This is a genomic window from Caldicellulosiruptor bescii DSM 6725 (assembly GCF_000022325.1).
In the GTDB taxonomy this organism is placed as follows: Bacteria; Bacillota; Thermoanaerobacteria; order Caldicellulosiruptorales; family Caldicellulosiruptoraceae; genus Caldicellulosiruptor; species Caldicellulosiruptor bescii.
Genome location: NC_012034.1, coordinates 190,368 through 212,043, shown reverse-complemented (window position 1 = coordinate 212,043; position 21,676 = coordinate 190,368). Strand labels below are relative to the sequence as shown.

Below are 21,676 nucleotides of genomic sequence, written 5' to 3'. Positions count from 1 at the left end.
ATATTTTCTTGTTCTTTATTAATCTGTATTATACAATAAATATTGATTTAATCGAATTTTTTTGAAAAAAACAGAAAACAAGCAGTGCACCTTTTTTGAACACATAAACCCTACAAAAGCTATTGTTTGCTTGAATAAAATTTATTGTAAAAAGATTTAAAAAATCCTTGACATAAAATTGTAACGATGGTATAATAGCAATGTAAGAAAAATGTCGAAATTTGTTGAAAGGAGGAAGATTTGAAATGAAATCAACAGGCGTTGTAAGAAAGGTTGACGAGCTTGGCAGAATAGTTCTTCCTATCGAGCTTAGAAGAACACTTGACATTGCTGAAAAGGATGCTCTTGAGATCTTTGTTGATGGTGACAAGATAATCCTCAGAAAATATGAACCAGCTTGCATTTTCTGCGGTAATGCAAAGGATGTTATCTACTACAAGGGCAAGAACATCTGCAAAGACTGCATGGAAGAACTCAAAAAGAGCTAATTGAGCAAAAGAAGACAAACACCACAAGAATAGAGGGCAGAAAAATTCATTCTGCCCTCTATTCTTTTTTAATCGCATCACTGCTTTCAACCATAATCTTGTACACCTTGTTCTTAGGTAGCTTTAGCTCATCTGCAACCATTCTTGCTGCCTCTTTTTTGGAAAATCCCTGCAAGAGTTTTTCATTTAATTTTTCTCTTATTAACTCAATATTGTTTTCCTGTTCTTTTTCTTTAGCATCTTCATAGCCTCTCACAACAAGCACATATTCACCTTTCGGAGGATTTTGTTTAAAAAACTCTATTGCTTTTGAAAGATTTGTTAACATAACACTTTCATGCACTTTTGTTATCTCTTTGACAATGCTTATTTCTCTTTCTTCTCCAAAAATCTCAGCCATCTGAGAAAGTGTATCCAAAAGTTTGTGAGGAGCTTCATAAAATATGAGTGTCCTTTTTTCATATTTTAAGCTTTCAAGTTTTTCTCTCTTAACTCTCTTATTTTTGGGTAAAAACCCTTCAAACACAAAACTGTAAGTGTTCTGACCAGAGAGCACTAAAGCACATACAAAAGCAGAAGGTCCTGGCACCACTGTAACCTCTATATCTTCTTCTATGCACCTTCGAACAAGCTCATACCCAGGGTCTGAAATAAGAGGCATTCCCGCATCAGACACAAGCGCAATCTTCTTGCCATCTTTTAGCTCATGAATAATTTTCTCTTCTTTTTCTTTTGGACTGAACTCATGAAAAGAAACAAGTTTCTTTTTTATCCCAAAATGGTTCAAAAGCCTTATGGTGACCCGTGTATCTTCACATGCAATAAAGTCTACTAAATTTAAAGTGTCTATAGCACGTTTTGACATGTCATCTAAATTTCCAATCGGTGTTCCAACAATAAATAGCTTTCCACTCATGCCTTTTCATCCTTACTATCATTTTGCATCTCAAGGTAATATTCCATTTCATCAATAAACAGTGGCTTGTCAACTACCAATGAACACTGTTTACCTTTTTTGGCCTCTATCAGCACAAGTGAAGACTCTTTTCCCTTGTTCTGGTGAACAAATCGTATAAGGCTTGGTTCTAACTTGTAAAGTCGCAGATAGTATAGAGCATCTGTAAGCCTGTCACTTCTGTAAACCATATAAAAACGCCCACCAAATTTTAAAATCTGCATTGCGCTTCTGACAACATCTTCAATTGTACACATAATTTCATGCCTTGCAATGGCTTTTTTAATGTTGGGATTTATAGTACCACTGTTTACTTTTCTGTAAGGCGGATTTGTAAATACTACATTTGCAAACTCAGAACCAAAAATTTTGAGAGCATCTTTTAAATCAGCATTAATCACTTCAATCCTATCCTGAAGATTATTGATATTCCTGTTTAACACAGCAAGGTCACAAACCTCTTTTTGAATCTCAACTGCATAAAGCTTTTTGAACTTTTTACCTTTTGCCCAAAGTAAAATTGGAATTATAAGATTACCAGTGCCAAATTCAACTACAACGTCATTTTTCTTTATCTGGATAAAATCGCTTAACACAACAGCATCTGTACCATACAGGAAAAAATCTGTATCCTGATATATACAGTAGTTTCCTATCTTTAAATTTTCCTTCCTGAGCATACTCCTACCTCTTTGTCTGCAAAATTGATAATATGACAAAGATATTATTCACATGAAAAAATTCTATTCAATTAGTGTTGTTTTTTTTAGCAAAAGCATTATAATATATTATAGTGCCCTTGAAAATATTTGACAATCTCAAAAAGAGGAGATTTGTTATGAAGGTTTGTATTGTAGATGACGCCCAGTTTATAAGGATCATGTTAAAAGACATCTTCACATCACTTGGGCACCAGGTTATAGCAGAGTTTTCTTCCGCCTCAGATCTCATAGAGGAGATAGAGGACATCAAACCTGACATTGTCACACTTGATATAACCATGCCTGATATAGACGGTCTTACTGCGACGCGTATCATCAAAAATATACTGCCAGAAACACATATTATCATAATCTCTGCCATCTCCCAGCCAGATATTGAAAAAGAAGCAAAAAAATGTGGTGCTTTTGAGTTTATAAGAAAGCCGTTTTCAAAGCTTGCGATTGAGCATGTTATAAAACAAATTGAAGAAGAGCAAAATAGCAAAAATGGGGCTATGCGATAAGCCCCTTTTTGATTGAAAAACTTTAGAAATATAAATCTCTCACACCATTTCTTATCATCTCAAGCCTCTTTTCAGTTTCTTTGCGCATTTTTTCATCTTTTATTTGATTCAAGCTCTCATATATAATTTTTCGCCCAACCTCTTTTGTCTTTTCAGAGCCATAGTCCTCTAAATACTCCATAAAAGTCAAAAGCGCATTTGGTGTACAAAAGTCTTGAATGTCACCTGTCTTTGCATACTGCATAAATAAATCCCCAGTTCTTCCTCTTCTGTAACAAGCTGTACAGTAGCTTGGAATATAACCCTCCTCGCAAAGTGTTCTTATGACCTCATCTGGACTTCTTTTATCTTCAACCTCAAACTGTGCAAGGTCTTCATCTAAATTACCCGTGGATTTTTCTTCATACTCAAGAGTATAGCCACCAACACCCGTGCAGGACCCAGCGCTTATCTGCGATATTCCAAGGTCAATTACCTCTTCTCTAAAACCTGGTCTTTCACGGGTAGATAAAATCATTCCAGTGTAGGGCACAGCAAGTCTTATTATTGCAACAATCTTTTTAAACTCATCATCAGAAACAAGGTAAGGATACCTTTCTTTTGTCACCTCAACACCCTCGGCAGGTCTAATCCTTGGCACAGAGATTGTGTGTGGTCCTACTCCAAATCTTTCCTCAAGATGCTTTGCATGCAAGATTAGCCCAACAACCTCAAATTTATAGTCATAAAGCCCAAAGAGCACTCCAAGCCCAACATCATCAATTCCACCTTGCATTGCTCTGTCCATTGCCATTGTATGCCAGTCGTAATCTGACTTTGGGCCTTCGGGGTGCATGTATTCATAGGTTGGTCTGTGGTATGTTTCCTGGAAAAGTACATAAGTACCTATTTTTGCTTCTTTTAGCATCCTATATTCTTCAATTGTTGTTGCTGCAATGTTTACATTTACTCTTCTTATATTTCCTTTTTCCTTGTAAACAGAATATATGGTTTTTATGGCATCTATGACATATTCAATTGGCGCTTCTTTTGGATCTTCGCCAAGCTCAAGAGCAATTCTTTTGTGCCCAAGAGATTCAATTATTTCAACCTCTTTTCGTATCTCATCCATCGTAAGTTTTCTTCTTTTCATTTTGGTATTTGACCTGTGATAACCACAGTATCGGCAGTTGTTTACACAAAAGTTGCTGATGTAAAGAGGTGCAAAAAGCACAATCCTCTTGCCATAAATCCTTTCTTTTACCTGCCTTGCCGCCTTAAAAAGCTTTTCTAAAAGGTCCTTGTCCTCTATATAAAGAAGGGTTGCAACCTCCTGAGGCTCAAGTCCATTTAACTGCAAAGCTTTTTCAATTATTTCTTCTGCTCTGTCAACATTTTTTCTACCTTCTTCAAGAATATCATAGACCATCTGGTCATTTATAAACTCAGTTCTTTCCCATTCATCTTTTCTAAACATCTCAAAATCACACTCCACTTTTTATTTAGTAAGAGCACTTTTTACTTTAACACCTGGCAAGCTACCAAGCTTTCCTGTGAGCGCGCCAATCTCATCAGTTGTTCCATCAACTATGAGCGAGATTACACAAAGCCCTCTTTCTTTATATGGTATACCCATCCTGCCAACAATAATATCACCATGATCGCTTAAGACTTTGTTGAGCTTGTCTGATACCTCTTTTCTGTTTTCAATCACAATTCCAATAACGCCAATTCTCCTTTCCAATTTGCTTCACCATTCCCTTTTTCAGGTAAAATAAAACCACCTCTCCTGACTTTTTAACCTTTTCAGCCAAAAGAGGTGGATTTATGTCTTATTGTTGACATCAATCCCATTCCCCTCCTTATCAGGCCATGATGCCCTCTAAGTCAGGATCAAATATTTTGTTTGTTAATATTATAACATATTCTTTAGAATATTAAAAGTGTACTATTTAAAAGTGTACTATTGAGAATTTTTTCTTTTTGTAAACTCAAGATGTTAGAAAGAAGGTTATTGATATTATTTCATTTAAACAATAACTCAAATGATATATAATATAATAAATAAACACGCTCTGCGATACTTTCCCTTTTAAAAAGGAGCTGGTTTTTTTATGATATTTTTTATTATCTTCATCCTGGGCATAGCTTCGGGATTTCTCCTTTTCTCAAAAATATTTCTGGCAGACACTAAGGACGATTCTCTTGAACTAAATCAGAAGATTTCAGTAATAATACCTGCTCGGAATGAAGAGAAAAATCTGCCTTACCTGCTCAAAAGTCTTTTTAGTCAAACTACTGTTCCCGATGAAATAATAGTTGTAGATGATTTTTCTGAAGATAACACTTCTAAGATTGCCAGAGAATTTGGCGTTAAATTAATTAAAAATCCACCTTTGCCTCCAGGCTGGACAGGTAAAAATTGGGCTCTTTGGAATGGGTATTTAAATTCAATAGGTGATATACTGATATTTTTAGATGCTGATGTGAGACTATCTGAAAATGGTATAGAAAGAATTATAAAGACACTCTTTTCAACAAATGGTGCAATTTCAGTTATACCATATCATACAACGCAGCAGCTTTATGAAAAATTGTGTCTAATTGTAAATATCCTTGGTGTATTTGCGTTTATGTCACCTTATGAAAGAAAGAGCAAGAACAAAGGTATGTATGGTTCATGTATAGCAGTTTTTAGAAAAGACTACGAAAAGGTTGGCGGGCACAAACGTATATGTAACAGAGTAACAGACGATTTGAGCCTTGGCAAGCTTTTTTGCGAAAATGGTATTAGAGTTGAAAATTTTTTAGGATACGGTGCTGTTACATTTAGAATGTACCCAAATGGAATGAAAAGCCAGCTTGAAGGAATTGCAAAAAGTGCAGCTTTAAGCATGCAGCTTTTAAATACAAAAACAGTCATTTTAATTGCTCTGTGGACTTTTGGGCTTGTCTTAACAGGTTTCTTAACACCGATTTTGCTGTACATTCATCATCCTTTAGCAACTAAATTTTTAATAGGCTATATTCTTTATGTCATTCAGATATTATATCTCCAAATATATATAGGTGATTTTGGTTTTCTACTTCCTATACTGTACTTTATTCCTACTGCATATTTTTTACTAATGATTTTGTATTCTTTTTATCAAGTAAAGTTTATTAGAAGTGTCTACTGGAAAGGAAGACAAATTAAAGTAGGGGGTAAATAAAAATGCTTGTTGCAATCACTCTTTTGGAATTTTTCTGTGGATCGTTGATGTTCTCCTACTGGCTTGGAAAGCTTGTCAAAAAGGATATAACAGCTGTTGGAGACGGAAATCCAGGAGCTTTTAATCTGATTCAGGCAGCTGGAGTTAAAATTGGACTTTTGGGAGTATTTCTTGATTTTGCAAAAGGTTATTTTCCCCTTGTGTATTTTGTTGAACAGGGATACCTGCCAAAGTCATATATTATTCCCGCTGCAATCGCACCAATTTTAGGACATGCATTTTCACCTTTTTTGAGATTTAAAGGAGGAAAATCCATTGCAACTACATTTGGAGTGTGGAGTGCTACAACTCGCTTTAAAGTTTCTCTGTTCTATGCGGTAGTACTTGCCCTGCTCTTTTTAATAGCGAAAAAGCTAAAGCATGGCAGTCGTACAACAACACAAGAGGATGCTTTTATGGTAGTGCTTGGCTTTACAATTGTGGGTGCATATCTCTATTTGAATAACTTTTCGGTTTATCTTTTGGCTTTGTGGTTTTTAAACCTAATTATAATGATATATAAAAACAAGGAAAAACTTGCTACTTTTTATATTTCGCTCACTGATAGACAACATGAGATAAAAAAATAAATTCTTTTTCCTCAAAAGCATGTTTTAGTATATTTTGTACTGATAATGTTTTGTATAGCAAGTAATACATAGTGCTTTTGTTAAATTTATGTTATAATATCTCCCAGAGTACATTATTGTAGGAAAGGAGCAGAGATGGACTTGCACAAAAAGTGGTGGAAGGAAGCTGTTGTATATCAAATCTATCCTCGAAGTTTTTATGACTCAAACGGTGATGGAATTGGAGATTTGCCAGGAATAATAGAAAAACTTGATTATTTACAAGAACTTGGAGTGGATGTTATTTGGCTAAATCCTATTTACAAATCCCCAAATGCAGACAATGGTTATGACATCAGCGATTACTATGATATCATGGACGAGTTTGGTACAATGGAAGACTTTGATAGGCTCTTGAATGAAGCTCACAAAAGAGGAATTAAAATTGTAATGGACCTTGTTGTGAACCACACATCTGATGAACACAAATGGTTTTTGGAGTCCAGAAAATCAAAAGACAATCCTTACAGAGATTTTTATTTTTGGCGGCCTGGTAAAAATGGAGGGCCTCCTAATAACTGGACATCCTTTTTCAGCGGCCCTGCTTGGGAATACGATGAGCTGACAGGAGAATATTACCTTCACCTTTTTGCTGTAAAGCAACCAGACCTCAACTGGAACAATCCTCAGGTTCGTCAAGAAATTTACAAAATGATGAAGTGGTGGCTTGACAAAGGCATAGATGGTTTTAGAATGGATGTAATAAACCTCATTTCAAAAGTTGAAGGACTGCCAGATGACCCAGATGAAAATCAAGGAGGTTTGATTGGTTTTAAATACTATGCCAACGGTCCAAGGGTGCATGAATATCTTCAGGAAATGAACAGAGAAGTACTTTCTAAATACGATATCATGACAGTGGGAGAGACTCCATTTGTAACTCCTGAGATTGCAAAGCTGTATGTAGAGTATGACAGAAATGAGCTTAATATGCTCTTTCATTTTGAGCACATGGATATGGACTGCAGCGGCAGCAAGTGGAATATAAAACCTTGGAAACTCACTGATTTGAAAAAGATAATGTACAAGTGGTATTTGGCTTTAAAAGACAAGGGCTGGAATTCGCTTTATCTTAACAACCATGACCAGCCAAGGATGGTCTCACGCTTTGGAAACGACAAAGAGTACAGGGTTGAGTCTGCAAAGCTTTTAGCAACCCTGCTTCACACATGGCAGGGAACTCCTTATATCTACCAAGGTGAAGAGATTGGTATGACAAACTGCAAGTTTGAAAGTATTGATGAGTTCAGGGACATTGAAACACTCAACTGGTACAAAGAGATGAAAAAGCTTGGAAAATCAGATGAAGAGCTTTTAGAAATCTTAAACAAAAGAAGCAGAGACCATGCACGAACACCTATGCAGTGGGATGATTCTGAAAATGCAGGATTTACAAAAGGTACCCCATGGATAAAGGTAAATCCAAATTATAAGGAAATAAATGTTAAAAAAGCTTTAGAAGATAAAAATTCAGTGTTTTATTACTATAAGAAATTGATTGAACTTAGAAAAAAGCATCCTGTCATTGTATATGGGGATGTTCAAATGCTTTATGAGGACGATGAAAAGATCTTTGCATATACAAGAAGCTATGAAGATGAAAGGCTTCTTGTTGTAATGAACTTTTCTGAAGAAGAAAGCGAGTTTTTAGCACCAAATGAAATATTTACCCAAAAACCTGAACTTCTGATAAGTAACTATGAAATTGACGACAATATCCAAGAAAAAATTGTTTTAAAACCTTATGAATCGAGGGTATACAAAATATAAGAAACTAAAAAGGGCTGTAAATGTGAGACAAATACGGCCCTTTTGTTTTTAATAAACTAAATCGATTTTTAAAATCCTATTGACAAAATCAAAAGTTGTAATTATAATAAAATTGTAATCAGTTTAATTTTAAATCAATTTTATAGGGGGCGGCTAAGATTAATGATATAAATCTTTTAAAAGAGGATCTTGAAAAAAGAGGTATAAAACCATCACTGATTAGGATTAAAGTTTATGAGTATTTGAAAAAACACAGAACACATCCCACAGCTGAAGAGGTATATTTAAATCTTTCAAAAGAGATTCCAACACTTTCTAAAACATCAGTATACAATACTTTAAGTCTTTTTGTTGAAAAAGGACTTGTTCAGATGTTGACAATCGAAGAAAATATAGCAAGGTTTGACGCTGACACCTCTGTTCACGGTCATTTTCAGTGTAAGGTGTGTGGCAAGATTTACGACTTTTTAGTTGAAAAAGAGCCTATTCAATCTTATTTAGACAAAAACTTTGAGGTTGAGGAAATTTATGTCTACTATAAGGGTGTATGCCCTTATTGTAAAAATAAAAGTTTATCTTAATTTTATGGGAGGTTGAGCTTTGAAATGAAAGATTTGAAAGGAACACAGACAGAAAAGAATTTGTGGGCAGCGTTTGCTGGCGAGTCTCAGGCAAGAAACAAGTATACTTATTTTGCATCACAGGCAAGAAAAGAAGGCTACGAGCAGATTGCTGCAATCTTTGAAGAGACAGCTGAAAATGAAAAGGAACATGCAAAGCTATTTTTCAAGTTCTTAAACGGAATTGGCAACACTCAAGAAAACCTCAAAGCTGCTGCAGAAGGCGAACATTACGAGTGGGCTGAAATGTACAAAGAGTTTGCAAGGGTTGCAAGAGAAGAAGGATTTGAAGAGATAGCTATTGCTTTTGAGTTTGTTGCGAAGGTTGAGGAAAAACATGAAGAAAGATACAGAAAACTCCTTGAAAATGTTGAAAACGGCAAGGTATTTGTAAAAGATGATGTTGTTGTTTGGAAGTGCAGAAACTGCGGCTATGTGCATGTTGGCAAAGAAGCTCCAAAGGTATGTCCAACCTGCAAACATCCACAGTCATTTTTTGAGATTAGAGCTGAGAATTATTAAAAAATTAATGGCTGCCACTAGTCATTGGTTAGATTTTTCAGAAATAGCATGTGGCAGCCTCAAATTTTTTAAAGTTGCTTACTCTGAATCAATCGTTTCTTTCTTTCATACTCCTCTTCAGTTATCTCACCATTTGCAAATCGCATATTTAAAATCTTAAGCGCTTCGTCTTCTGGCGAAAAAGATTGCATACCATTTTTCTTTGTTTGCATATACAACTGGCTAAATTTGTTAATAGCATAAATTATTATAACCACTAATACTATTAAAAATAAAATACCCACAATAAAACCTCCTATCATATGAAGTCCCCAAAGACCATCAAAGTGATTATAAAAATATCTCATCATTGTTATTCACATCTCCTTTCAATTAACTTTTGATTACATTATCTATAATACCCCTTTAATGTGAAGAAAGTATGATTAAATTGTAAAGAATGTGTAAAATCAAGTGATTAGTAATTTTCTTTGGCGTATTAATCTGTTATTTCAAATAATTATTGACAGTAGAAGATTTTTTGGATATACTTAGCATATATTCAATTTCTAAAAATGCGCGAGGGGGTAATTTTTTTGAAACTAAAAAGGTCAATAAAGCTGCTCATCACATTTGTAGTTGCTTTTAGTTTTGTAATTTCTTCTATTGCATATTCTCAGACAAATTCTGCGCTCCTTTTCAAAGCTGGAATTGCTTACCTGCAGGCACAAAACGCAAAAACGGTTGATGAAGAGATAAGAATTGACTTAAGACTTTCTGCAGGCAAAAATGCAACAGCAGAGGATAAGAAACTGGAAGAATTCTTGAAGAAAACGTATATAAAAGCAAGAGTTGTAGCTGATGTTTATAACTATGAATCCAATATGTTACTGAGTTTGTATTACAACAACAAACAAGTCCTTAGTGGTTCTGTTTACGTCAACAAAGAATTGGCTGTTTACAACTTCCCACAAATTTACTCAAAACCATTATATGTAAAATTCAGTGATACTTATAAGAATATGCCTATTCAGATTGATGTCGAAAAATATACAAAATTGTTTGATGTAAGATCTAATAAACAGCTTCAAGAACTGGTGGCAAGCTATGCTGCGGTTTTGATGCCTCAACTTGCAGCTGCTGTTAAGTCTTCTGATAAAAAAGTGGAAGTTGTTTTTAGCGATGGTAAAAAACAGAGCTGTAGCGAAGTCATTTTTGAATTTAACAAAAACTCAAGCTTAGAAATTGTAAAAGTGATTTTAACAAAAGCAGCCAATGACACTAAAACAAAAGAGTTTATACTTCAAGTTTTAAAACTAATACTTGAAGATTCAAAAGCAATTCTTCAGACCCAGATGTTACCTGAAGGAGAAGGACTAAACGCTGAGGATTTAAATGTAAGTGAAATTTTAAATCAGGTAAACCAAAACTACACTCAAGCTGTTAACAGTGCTGTTTATGCCATTGATGAAATAAAGCCACAGATTCCACCTTTTACTCTTCAGTACAGAATGATGATAGACGATAAGAATAACTTAAAAGGTGAAAGATTATACTTTTACTTAAAAGACTCCAATGATTTTAAGATTATGTTTGACATGAAAGGTGTTATAAATTCTTTGAATGCAAATATAAAGGTGCCCAAGATTGATATATCAAAAGGTGCTGATATGTCAAAGCTGACTAATAAAGATTTTGAAAATATGCAGAAGAATTTAGAAAATATATTTAAAAAGCTGGGCTTGCCAATGGAAGAAATGAAGATGTAGGATTGTTTTTATAAGTTTTCAGAAAATTTAATGGGCTGCTAAAATTTTTTAAAAGCAGCCTCATTTTATTTTGCTTTACTTTCAATTAAATTTTAAAGTTCGACATATTTTTCTTATTTTCGACAAAGAAAAATATTATAATTTATATACATAAATATTATTTGCAATTAAAAGGGGGAGTTTTATGCCAGGTAAAAAAAGATCTGTTGTGGGTGTGTTGATATTCTCAATAATCACTTTGGGTATCTATTACTTATACTGGATTTATGTAACCTCAAAAGAAACCCAACGGTACTTAGAAAAGAATACTACAAGCCCAGGTCTTGAACTTTTACTATGTATAATTACATGTGGTCTTTATTGGTTTTATTGGATTTTTAAATATAGCAAAATTGCTGTTGAATGCCAACAAAAAGCTGGTTTGCCTACAGAAGATAATGCTGTTATAAACCTTATTCTTAGCATCATTGGACTTGGAATTATAAGTTCTATGATTCTCCAATCAAGTTTAAACAAAGTTTGGGAATTTGAAAGTTCTAAAAATAGTCCAGTTATTTCAACAACTAATACTTCTGAAAACAATAAGTAAAAATGTGTCTGTTCAAAAATACATGGGGAATCCCCTGCCCCAGCTGCGGTATGACAAGAGCTTTATTAGCTGTGTTAAAAGGAGATTTTTTAGCTGCATTTTACTACCATCCGTTATGGGTGATAGTAATTTTGTATCCTTTAATATACGCCTTTTTTAAAATTACAAAATCCAAGCAAGATTTTGATGTCTGGAAAAATAAATCACTTAAATTAATTGTTAAAATTTTTCTTTTTGTTTGGATAGTTCGAATGATATTTATCTTCCCTCATACTCCACCTATGGATTTCGAAAAAAATTCTCTAATTGGACGTTTATTGCATTATCTATTTTAATAAAATACTACTTTATTTTTTTCTTCTTAATAGCAACCACAAATTTACTGTAATATATAAAATTGATATTAGTAAACCAAATATATAAGCTATCCATATTTTTTTACCAAATACATATTTGTTGCTTTGAGTGTAAAAACCATTTAAGAAAATGTTTACTTGTTTCGCTTTTTCACCATTGTTTTCCCATAGAGGATTATAGGTTTCATTCAGTATATTCAATTTACTACCTTTTTGTATACTACTTGGTAAAATTACTATTGATGAAAATTTGTTCATTTTACTTATCTCTAGTAATCTAATTTGCTTTAATTCAAACACACCATCTTCTTTACCGTTACTACGCACAAAAAATACTATTTGGATAAAGCCATTTTTTTTAGCTGAAAATATACTTTGTCCTTTATTGTTAAATATGTCAATATATTGGCTATTGTAAAGTACTTTATTCTTATCCATAAACAAAATCTTAGCACTAACCTCTGCCAAACCTTTCGTTTCAATATCAAAGTTCACGTAATATAACTCATTCTTTTTTGACTCTACCTGTTTTGTTCCATAGATGAGCCAGTATTTTACTTTATCAGAATATATGTCTGAATACTTGCTGCTAAAAATTTTATTTTCTTTCTTTTGAGTCGTCACATTTTCTTGAAGAATGTTTGAAATTAATATATAAAGAGTGTCGTCAACTTTTAAATTAACTTTAACCTCTTCTGGACGTAAAACATGAATATCATTAGGTTCTGTTAAAGATTTTATTCCATTTTCAAACTTTATCTCTAAAGTATATTGCCCTTTTTTCAAAAAACCAAGGTCAATATAATACAATTGTGAACGCCATTTTGGATTTTCTTCTTTTTCAATATTTAAAAAGTACGAGTAAGGCTTGTTAGAAACATAAAATCTTATACCATTAAAGTTATTATTAATTAGTTTAAAAAATTTCAAATATCCAAATCTTACAACTTTATCGTCTTTATTCTTCAATGTTATTGTAACTTGACTTGTAACGTTTCCTATAAAATATAGTTTATAGTGATCACTTCTTAATATATCTATTTTTTTAGTATAAATCCCATCACTTATTACGTCTAAAAGACTATCAACAAAATTTGGATGAATAATGTAATCATCCATTTTTTTAACTTTAAAACCTTCTTTTAATGCAAATTCATTGCTAAACAATACTATTGCTTGTTTACTCTTCAAATCTTCGTTTTGAATTTTTTTATATAACCAATCAGGTAAAGCACAAAGAAGGTTCAATAGTACAAACCCTTCTTCTGGTTTTATAACAATAGTATCTCTGGTATATTTACCAACATACAACCATTTAAACTGGTTCTCATCACCTTTTAAGTTTATTTTGGTATCATTGATCTTGACCTTCCCACCATTCTCATTTACCAGAGCTCTCACGTAAAGATGGTATTCTCCTTTAATATATGAAGGAATTTTTATTCTCAGTTCATTAGATGAAATGCTTGAAAAATATCTTAACTCAATGTCATGAATCCAAAAATATACTGGTGTTTTTTGATCTTCAAGTAGCCAAAGTTCCACCCTCATATACTTTGTTGCAGGCGGTACAACAGCATTAGCAGTTATAAGTGCTTTATTAAATTCAGCTATTTCTCCCGGAACATTACCATAGACCACTCCCAATTCATTCATGTTTTGATTGAAAAATTTGAGTTTAAAATGAACTTTTCCAGCATTTACACCGGAAACCACTGCCCGAAGATTTACAAACCCAGGTTTTATCGACATAAGTTTTGACCTTGCAATTTTCCAGAAAACATTACCAATAAATTTTTTGGGAGCAACTTCCGCTGCTAAGATGCTATTGCCCATTACATCTTTTGTAATCTCAAGTTTAAAATTTGTCTCCTCTTTGTCAATTTCAAAAAAATCTGTTTTTACAATATCATTGGAGTTGAGTATAACCTCCCCAACATTCTTATTTAACTTATATGGAGGAAGTTCCACTTTATAGGGTGTATATGTGAATATAAATCCTTTACCATAATCATAATCCCATGGCAGACGATTTAAACCGTTTACTTTGTGAATCCAAAACCAATCTGACTCCTTGCACATTGACTTAGCCCAACCTACATATGGATTTCCTGTATTTATCTTGTCAAATAATGAAATTATATATTTCTCAGGTATATTTTGTTGAAAAATATCAAATTTATTATCGCCTACCACTAAATTTACCTTGTTAAGATCAAATTTCTCCCTTTTACCCTGAGACCAGATTATATTATATCCTTTTGATCCCAGTATATTTTCAAAGTCAAAGAGCTGAACAAAATGGTTTAATCCCTTGGTATTGTAAATGTCCACCTTAGCGTTATCAGAATTCTTCTTTACATTGTAAAGGTGAATAAATCCTAATTTCTTTCTCAGAACAATTCCTCTCTGTCTTTCCAGAACAAAAAGATTAAACTTTTGTCTCTCTTCTTGATTTTGGACATCTCTGTGATAAGCCACTTGATTGAAACCTGTAAGTTTTAATAACCTGCCTATTTTGTCAGTTCCACCTTTATCCAATAGATGCTGTAAATAAGAATAAAAATAAGAAACTGTCCCTACATTATTTTCATGTTGAAATATTGTATTTTTAGAAGATGCATATACATGAAAATCCCCAGCCGCTTTCATTGAACCAGGCATTTCCTTGTTTATATTCCATCTATAAGCCGAAATGCCATTTGAAAGTACCATGTTGTCCATAGTAGGTATCCATAATATTTTACCATCTTTTGTATAATATTTACTTATTTCTTTATATTCTTTTGGAATTGGCACACCTTTGTAATAATTATCGATGTAGAAAATTTTAACTGGTCTTTGATAGAAATAGAAACAAAGCAACATGACTAAAACAAAAGCTACTGCAAATTTTCTGCCAAAGCCTGCATTTAACAGGAAAAATACTATTCTGTCTACTCCAAAACCCAGGATTATAGCTAAAAAACAAGCCAGTACACCTACAATTTTGTTAGGGTCTCTAAAGAGATGACCTATTATCGGAACGTTTGTTACTACTTTAACATATACATCAGCTAAGGGGTCAACGTTTGTTCCTAAAGAGAGTAAGATTACCAGACTTGTTACTAGGGTGAAAAGTCTTACATAAAAATGCCACCCAAAGCGATAAAATATTATGTATGCAATTATAAGCAGGAAGACTCCTCCTGCAACCCAAAACATTTTGTCTAAAAACATTTCTAAGTTAAAAAATGGAAGCCAATAGGAAATTAAATAGAGTACATTCTGTACAGAGCTATTTCGTGAAAATAATTGAATTGTATCAACCACATTTACATTTTGAGGTTCAATATTAACAAATAATAGTGCTATAGAATATGTCAAAAACCAATACATATTTCCAACTATCATCAAAAAAATCATTAAAAAGTACTTTTTTAGATAAAACAAAAGTACAACTTTAGAATACCTATTTAATTTCCATATTCTTGGCATAATGCCTATAAATAATATGGTAAGGAAAATGACATAAAAGAAAAAATAGTGAATAGCTGCAGAACCAATCATGGAGTACAAAACTATTTTGAAGAAGTCCTTAAGATTTATTTTTTCATCTATAATAATATGCTCTTTCGGAACTCTTCTTCTTTGTTGATATTCTTCAATATCTTTTTGAAAGTCAAAAATCTTTATTTCATACAACCTCAAAAATTCTTTTATTATAAGCGGAAATACACTGTACCCGCTCAAAAGAAATATATGCTGAATTCTGAATATAACCCATGGATTTAATGCATAATACACAGCCGGTATTATTAATCCAAAATAATGCACATAATCAGGAAAACCTCTGAAGGTTTTTATCAATAGATACTCACATAATAAAAACATACCTATTCCTGATATTAGTAAACAAGACAAAATTATCAACTTAAGCATTGCTTGATTGTAAAAAGAAGAGACCAAAAAGTTTAGGGCATAAAAAGGAAATATAAAAAACAAACGAGATAAATTAAAAAAATTGGTTGAAGAAAAATGCGGATTAAAAACACCCCATATTCTCTCAATATACCTTTTATCATTAATTCCACTAAAGTCAAGATCACTGAAAATAATAAAGCCATTATTCAACCAAATATTTTTTGTATCTATGAGGATTATAACTACTACAGCAATCAACGAAATAGTCTTTGCTATCTTCCTTTGTCTTTGCAATATCTCTTCTTGTTTCATTTTATCCTTATCCCTCGTTCATTCTGCTTTTAAAAAATGTTAGCTTATTCTCCTCGAGGATGTGTTTTTTTAGGTGCATAAGGCTGGATACTATTTGAATCTTTTCCATAGTTGTAGTCCATGTTCTCGATAATAATTGATTTAAACCAATTACTTGACTTTACAACCGTATGCCATCCTAATAAAATAAGGCACCCTATTAATACAGCTATTATAACTATTTTTGCATAATTTTCCCTTCGTCTTACCTTATATAGAACATTTCTCCCCCTTCTTCTCATTTTTCCATCAATCCTTTTCTAATTAAATTTATTGATATACTCGTCCATATAAAATTCAATGTCAATACAAGGTACATAAACACAACTCCAATAGCTAAAATGGGATGTCTTATGTATTTCTTTAAATTTTCCTTATGGTAAAGATGGGGACGAAAGAAATAATACCTTTTCATTATCTCCCACTTTGAACATTTTTCAGAACCAATCATACAACAAAAGTAAGTATTCTTTTTTCTTATTAAGTCTTTGAAAGTTACCTTCTTTTCATCATGAAGAATAAAAATCTCTTGGATTTTTAAAATCTTTAAACCTTTTTTAACACCCAATATTGTTGGCTGAATCTCTTCAAATGCTTCTAATCCTTCAACAAAACCCGGAAATGCATTTGTTTTCCATAATCTGGCAGCTTCAATATTTCCACTTTCTTTGCAATAACTTACTCTATATAAATTTCTTTCAAAGACCTTAACTTTTGTCCAAAAATTGTTATAACTACTAAAAGCCACTTCAGGGATAATGAAAGCATCACTATCGTAATTTTCAACTACTGTCTTCAACTTTTTGAGAAAGCCTGGTGGAAGGACCATATCGCTATCTAAAAATAAGAAATGTGTGCAATTTTCAGCTAAAATTTTTTTCAGTCCCTCAATTCTCGCATAGCTTCTTCCCCTATGTTCAGTTCTTAGAATATCAAAATGAGGATATGTAAGAGGCAAATCTGAACCATCATCAACACATACAACATAAATTGGAAAATCTATCTCATCAAGTTGGTTATAGATAGAATCTAAGCATCTTAAAATAATATAGTCATCATTATATGTTGTTATCAAAATTCCCAGCTTCATAATTGCTCCAGCCCTCTATGTATTTTCTATTATACTTTGTATAACCTGTTGAAACTCTTCACATTGTTTATTATAGTTTAGCTGTGAAGTAAATTCAAATGCACAAATTCTCATCCTTTCATATTCTTCCCTATTAATAGTTAGAAATCTTTCCAACAAATGTTCTTTGCCTATTCTCTTTGTTACAAAACCAGCTTTTCCGTAATTTACTGCATCCAGGCAGCCAGGAACAGGATATACTAAGGAAGGTGTCCCTAAGTTAGCTGCTTCGCTTATTACAAGTCCCCAACCTTCTCTTATAGATGGAAAAATGTGCATATAGGCTTTCTCTACTATGTCTTGTTTTTTCTCTTCAGAAATATATCCAGTAAAAATCACATCTGCGTTAATTTTTTTTGCATAATTTCTTAATTTTCTTTTATAATTTTCCTGACCTTCTCCTATAATAAATATTTTTTTGTTAACTTTTTTTGCTAAATAAATTGCATCTTCAAATCTTTTATATGGAACTAATCTCCCGACACTAACAAGAAAATCTTCTTTCTCCATATGTGGAAGTGAAGTATATTTATGCTTTAATGAATTTTTTACAATCCATATAAATTCTTCTTTAAAACCAAACCTCTGTAAATCCTCCTTAGTTGACCGGCTAACTGTTACTGCCATTCCGGATGATAGACGCCAAAGAAGTTTTTCAAGTAATTTTAGCGCTTTTCCAATGTACTTTGGAAAATAATATTCCCAAATCTCAAGTGCAAGCTGGTGAACTATTAATAGTCTCTTATTTTTCGGAACGTATAAAAAAGTAAAAAACTGATGTGTATTTGTATGGTCAATTATTAAGTCAATGTTTTCCTTATTTCTTTTATAATAGAACATTGCTTTAAAAATTAGGCTAATTAAATTAGTTTTAATTCGAATAAACGTTATATTATCATATATCTCATAATCTTTCTGAGTACCATCATTTTGACACAGACAAGTGATTTTGTAATGATCACTCAACCCTTTTAGCACATTAAACAAATATCTTTCTGCACCACCAGCTTTTTTATGGTATATATCCCTTTGCGTTAACACTAAAATAGTCTTCATTTCTTTCCCTCGCAATATTTAACTTGTTATTTTAGATTTTCTTCTACATACATTTGTTATAAGTTGAATATAAAAAAATTAAAAACAAGTGAACAATTATCAAAAATGTTAAAATTAAAATTAATACCTCAAATTTCAATTCTCTCATTAGAGAGATTTTATTTTTTAAGACTTCAATTAATAGGAATAAGCACAAAGGTTCAATTATTAACTGCTTCTTTTTTGCATAATTTAAGTAATTTGTAAATAATATCGTAGCCATTAAAAGGTAAAATAAAATTGGTAATATACTTAAATCAAACGAATATGGAATTTTGAAAAGATAGTAATTTATGTGTTTACCCAAAGAAATATATCCAATGAAAATTCCAGCCCATGCTACAGTTAAATAAATCCAATAGGGATATGTTTTTTTATTAATCAAGACTAAATTTCCAATTGATACTGTAACAACATAAGCAACTAAGCCCCACGGCCTTGACAAAACAAGCAAGTTATAAAAATTCATTCCCTTTAGTGCTAATAGATCAATATTTTGAATTACAAAAATTATCATTACAAAAAGTAAATAATAAGCTCTTTTTCTAATTTCATCTATGTTTAAACTCATAATGCTATTTTTATCTTCTCTTTCAAAAATCCACTTTATCAAAGATAAATACATTGCCAATACCAGCAAATATCCACCGATATTAGATACAATCCATCTTGTCAAAAGACCATCTAAAGGAAACAGTATTAATATCCCAAATCTACTTGTGTGCAACAGAAAATTAATTAAAGCCGCTTTCATGTAATTTTTCTCTCTCAACATAGTTCCTCTGAGAAAAACTACAAAACTGTCCATTAATAAAAGTATACTTATTGCCCATCCATAAGATGGATATAAGACTTGCAATATAATTCCTAAAATTAATGAAATTACACTTATTACTTTTGCAGTTGCGTAGAAGCTAATATTATATTCTATTTTGAGAAACATAACTATGTTAGAAATATAAAAAAGTGTACTTAAAAGGGAATTAGCATATACAACTTCTTTTAAACTTTCTAATTCTGTAACTCCTAATCTGTAAAGGTATGTAATATACAAAAATGGAACGGCAGCAACGAATAAGTCAAGAATAATATATGCAATTTCTTTATTTCGTTCGTTCACTTTATCCCCACCTATAATGTTCAAATACTTGTAGCTTTTATGCTTTTACTTTTATCATTTATCATAACTTTATCTGTACATTTTCTAAGTAATTTTGAACGCGTAAACAATATATATTTGCAAAACTTATAAGTAGTTTTTATTATTTCAGCGACAGAAACAGAAGACTTGATTTTCCTTTCTACAACTTTTACATTTACTTCTTCAATTTGATATCCTTCATTTAACATCAAATCTGTTAATATCAAGTCAAACAAAAACCCATTCTCATTAACTTTTTGACAGAACTTTTTTGCTACATCTGCTCTAAACAATTTAAAACCTAATTGTGTATCACTTACAGGAAACTGTAATAACAACTGTCTAAAAACAAAAAATATCAGTGAAACAATACTTCTTACAAAGCCTCTTTCTTTCCTGCATGTTTTTATAGCTAAGGCAGTGGCAAAAACTGCAGCAACCTTTTCATCTCTCTTTAATAGTTCTAACATAGGAAGAAAATATTTTTTTATGTCCACAGGAAGGTCCGCATCGCAGGTAAGTATGTATTGTCCTTTTGCAAAATATATACCTCTTTTTAAACTATATCCCTTGCCATATTTTTTTGTATTCTCTAATACGATAGTTTTTTGATTTTTTCTTGAGTTTATTACTTCCAAAGTATTGTCTGTGCTTTTTTCAACTACAACAATTACTTCATAGTTAGGTACAAACTCATCTAAATAATCATAAATTTCTTTGAGTGTTTGTCCAATATTTTGTGCCTCGTTATAACAGGGAATTATAACGCTTATTAGTTCGTTTTTTGGAAATTCTTTTGCACTCATGTTTATCCCTCTTTACTAATTTTCTTCTTCTAATTAAATAATACCCATTTTGTGGGTTGTTATAATTCTGTCAGATTCATTATAACATTATTATTTATTATCTCAATAAAAAAAATTTAAGGAGTTACCAAAATAATTGTGGCAACTCATTGAAATTTTTTCTTTTTTACCCAATAATATTATTATAAGTTCCGTAAAACTGGCTATCTATATGGTTTGCATTTTCAACATGGCTTTTCAAGGTATTATACGGTAGATACTGTAACACAATAAAGTAAGGCACTGCTATAAGGTAAAAAACAAATCCTATCAAACTTAAAATAATAAATAATATACTCTCTTGAGATGTTTCTGTTTTAAATAATGTATCAACAATATAAACTGGTATTTGGAAAACTATGGATACCAAAATACTATAAACAAAAGCTGCTATTACAAATCCCATTTTCCCCTTTGTAAGCTTTAAACTCTCTTTAATACTTTCTATAACTCCTATATCTTTATCCACCAACGCTGCATTAGCAAACATTAACCTTAATAACAGGTAAACACCTAATACTATACCAACAATACCAATTATAATCAAAGCAAAGCGTGCTAAATTATCGACAGTATTGGTACTAAAAGCTATACCTATAATACCTATAAAAAGGATTGACCCAACTATAAGTGTTAATAAAAATCCCAGTCCAACTATTTTCAAGCCCATCATCAGATTCTTTTCTTTTATTCCGGCAAAGAAAATTTCAAAAGGTTTTTTGTATATATCCTTTTCTCGTGTTATTTCAATAAAGGTCTTTACAAGTGGATATTGGATAAAAGCTAATACTAACAATACCCACATTATAAAAAGTAGAATCATTAAAATCATATAGAAAATAAATTTGCTACTTAAAAATGGAAAAACATTTTTATCATTTAATAAACCTAATGTAGACATATCCACACCCATTAACATAGCCAATAAAATACCAAGTATTAGTAAAACCACAACTGCCAAAGTACCAAGAATAAATGATATAACCAATAGACCAAATATGTATCCATAGTATCTTTTTGTGAAGAAAAATGAGTCTTTTAAGAAATCTTTAAACATCTCAGACTTCCTCCTTTTCCCTG

The 21,676-nt window shown here is 32.0% G+C and carries 22 protein-coding genes; 10 read left to right on the top strand and 12 right to left on the bottom strand.

The window, feature by feature from the left end:
- The first annotated feature begins 245 nt into the window (after positions 1-245).
- Positions 246-488 carry an AbrB/MazE/SpoVT family DNA-binding domain-containing protein gene (locus ATHE_RS00850; protein ID WP_011917919.1) on the top strand — a complete coding sequence of 81 codons (243 nt, stop codon included), beginning with the start codon at positions 246-248 and terminating at the stop codon, positions 486-488.
- A 58-nt stretch (positions 489-546) separates the two neighbouring features.
- Here ATHE_RS00850 and rsmI read toward each other — a convergent pair whose 3' ends face one another.
- Both rsmI and ATHE_RS00840 read right to left on the bottom strand, forming a co-directional pair.
- Positions 547-1,404 (bottom strand): 16S rRNA (cytidine(1402)-2'-O)-methyltransferase, encoded by an 858-nt coding sequence (gene rsmI, locus ATHE_RS00845; protein WP_015906800.1) that lies wholly within the window; start codon positions 1,402-1,404, stop codon positions 547-549.
- Positions 1,401-2,123 (bottom strand): tRNA1(Val) (adenine(37)-N6)-methyltransferase, encoded by a 723-nt coding sequence (locus ATHE_RS00840; RefSeq protein ID WP_015906799.1) that lies wholly within the window; start codon positions 2,121-2,123, stop codon positions 1,401-1,403. The genes rsmI and ATHE_RS00840 overlap by 4 nt, the downstream gene beginning before the upstream one ends.
- A gap of 158 nt (positions 2,124-2,281) precedes the next feature.
- Between ATHE_RS00840 and ATHE_RS00835 the strand changes: the two genes are divergently transcribed.
- On the top strand, positions 2,282-2,668 hold the full coding sequence (locus ATHE_RS00835) for a response regulator (protein ID WP_015906798.1): 387 nt from the start codon (positions 2,282-2,284) through the stop codon (positions 2,666-2,668).
- Between the two features lie 22 nt (positions 2,669-2,690).
- On the opposite strand, the gene hydG is transcribed toward ATHE_RS00835, so the two are convergent.
- Together hydG and ATHE_RS00825 are read right to left on the bottom strand one after the other, a co-directional pair.
- Positions 2,691-4,124, bottom strand: a complete 1,434-nt coding sequence (gene hydG, locus ATHE_RS00830; protein ID WP_015906797.1) for a [FeFe] hydrogenase H-cluster radical SAM maturase HydG — start codon at positions 4,122-4,124, stop codon at positions 2,691-2,693.
- A 21-nt stretch (positions 4,125-4,145) separates the two neighbouring features.
- On the bottom strand, positions 4,146-4,391 hold the full coding sequence (locus tag ATHE_RS00825) for a TM1266 family iron-only hydrogenase system putative regulator (RefSeq protein ID WP_015906796.1): 246 nt from the start codon (positions 4,389-4,391) through the stop codon (positions 4,146-4,148).
- 370 nt (positions 4,392-4,761) lie between these two features.
- On the opposite strand from ATHE_RS00825, the gene ATHE_RS00820 reads away from it, so the two are divergent.
- From ATHE_RS00820 to rbr, 5 genes are all read left to right on the top strand, one after another.
- Positions 4,762-5,859, top strand: coding sequence for a glycosyltransferase (locus ATHE_RS00820; RefSeq protein WP_015906795.1), 1,098 nt, complete (start codon positions 4,762-4,764; stop codon positions 5,857-5,859).
- A gap of 2 nt (positions 5,860-5,861) precedes the next feature.
- Positions 5,862-6,488: a glycerol-3-phosphate acyltransferase gene (locus ATHE_RS00815; RefSeq protein WP_015906794.1), complete on the top strand. Its 627-nt coding sequence runs from the start codon at positions 5,862-5,864 to the stop codon at positions 6,486-6,488.
- Positions 6,489-6,623: 135 nt separating this feature from the next.
- Positions 6,624-8,297, top strand: a complete 1,674-nt coding sequence (locus ATHE_RS00810) for a glycoside hydrolase family 13 protein (RefSeq protein WP_015906793.1) — start codon at positions 6,624-6,626, stop codon at positions 8,295-8,297.
- A 158-nt stretch (positions 8,298-8,455) separates the two neighbouring features.
- Positions 8,456-8,878 carry a Fur family transcriptional regulator gene (locus ATHE_RS00805; protein WP_079503995.1) on the top strand — a complete coding sequence of 141 codons (423 nt, stop codon included), beginning with the start codon at positions 8,456-8,458 and terminating at the stop codon, positions 8,876-8,878.
- 24 nt (positions 8,879-8,902) lie between these two features.
- Positions 8,903-9,439 carry a rubrerythrin gene (gene rbr / locus ATHE_RS00800; protein ID WP_013404300.1) on the top strand — a complete coding sequence of 179 codons (537 nt, stop codon included), beginning with the start codon at positions 8,903-8,905 and terminating at the stop codon, positions 9,437-9,439.
- A gap of 68 nt (positions 9,440-9,507) precedes the next feature.
- Here the strand turns inward: rbr and ATHE_RS00795 are convergent, their stop codons facing one another.
- Positions 9,508-9,789 (bottom strand): SHOCT domain-containing protein, encoded by a 282-nt coding sequence (locus tag ATHE_RS00795; protein WP_015906791.1) that lies wholly within the window; start codon positions 9,787-9,789, stop codon positions 9,508-9,510.
- A gap of 225 nt (positions 9,790-10,014) precedes the next feature.
- On the opposite strand from ATHE_RS00795, the gene ATHE_RS00790 reads away from it, so the two are divergent.
- The 3 genes from ATHE_RS00790 (at position 10,015) to ATHE_RS00780 (ending at position 12,111) form a co-directional block, all read left to right on the top strand.
- Positions 10,015-11,187, top strand: coding sequence for a hypothetical protein (locus ATHE_RS00790; protein ID WP_015906790.1), 1,173 nt, complete (start codon positions 10,015-10,017; stop codon positions 11,185-11,187).
- 184 nt (positions 11,188-11,371) lie between these two features.
- On the top strand, positions 11,372-11,776 hold the full coding sequence (locus tag ATHE_RS00785) for a DUF4234 domain-containing protein (protein WP_015906789.1): 405 nt from the start codon (positions 11,372-11,374) through the stop codon (positions 11,774-11,776).
- A 2-nt stretch (positions 11,777-11,778) separates the two neighbouring features.
- Positions 11,779-12,111: a DUF2752 domain-containing protein gene (locus tag ATHE_RS00780; protein WP_041726951.1), complete on the top strand. Its 333-nt coding sequence runs from the start codon at positions 11,779-11,781 to the stop codon at positions 12,109-12,111.
- A gap of 12 nt (positions 12,112-12,123) precedes the next feature.
- Here the strand turns inward: ATHE_RS00780 and ATHE_RS00775 are convergent, their stop codons facing one another.
- From ATHE_RS00775 to ATHE_RS00745, 7 genes are all read right to left on the bottom strand, one after another.
- On the bottom strand, positions 12,124-16,347 hold the full coding sequence (locus ATHE_RS00775; RefSeq protein ID WP_015906788.1) for a C2 domain-containing protein: 4,224 nt from the start codon (positions 16,345-16,347) through the stop codon (positions 12,124-12,126).
- Between the two features lie 44 nt (positions 16,348-16,391).
- On the bottom strand, positions 16,392-16,628 hold the full coding sequence (locus ATHE_RS00770; RefSeq protein WP_015906787.1) for a hypothetical protein: 237 nt from the start codon (positions 16,626-16,628) through the stop codon (positions 16,392-16,394).
- The gene (locus ATHE_RS00765) at positions 16,625-17,476 is read right to left on the bottom strand and encodes a glycosyltransferase family 2 protein (RefSeq protein ID WP_015906786.1); all 852 of its coding nucleotides are present in this window, start codon (positions 17,474-17,476) and stop codon (positions 16,625-16,627) included. Before ATHE_RS00765 ends, ATHE_RS00770 begins: the two co-directional genes overlap by 4 nt.
- A 15-nt stretch (positions 17,477-17,491) precedes the next feature.
- On the bottom strand, positions 17,492-18,571 hold the full coding sequence (locus ATHE_RS00760) for a glycosyltransferase family 4 protein (RefSeq protein ID WP_015906785.1): 1,080 nt from the start codon (positions 18,569-18,571) through the stop codon (positions 17,492-17,494).
- Positions 18,572-18,614: 43 nt separating this feature from the next.
- Positions 18,615-19,730, bottom strand: coding sequence for a hypothetical protein (locus tag ATHE_RS00755; RefSeq protein ID WP_015906784.1), 1,116 nt, complete (start codon positions 19,728-19,730; stop codon positions 18,615-18,617).
- Positions 19,731-19,750: 20 nt separating this feature from the next.
- Positions 19,751-20,557, bottom strand: a complete 807-nt coding sequence (locus ATHE_RS00750) for a glycosyltransferase (RefSeq protein WP_015906783.1) — start codon at positions 20,555-20,557, stop codon at positions 19,751-19,753.
- Positions 20,558-20,723: 166 nt separating this feature from the next.
- Positions 20,724-21,653, bottom strand: a complete 930-nt coding sequence (locus ATHE_RS00745) for a hypothetical protein (protein ID WP_015906782.1) — start codon at positions 21,651-21,653, stop codon at positions 20,724-20,726.
- Positions 21,654-21,676: the final 23 nt, after the last annotated feature.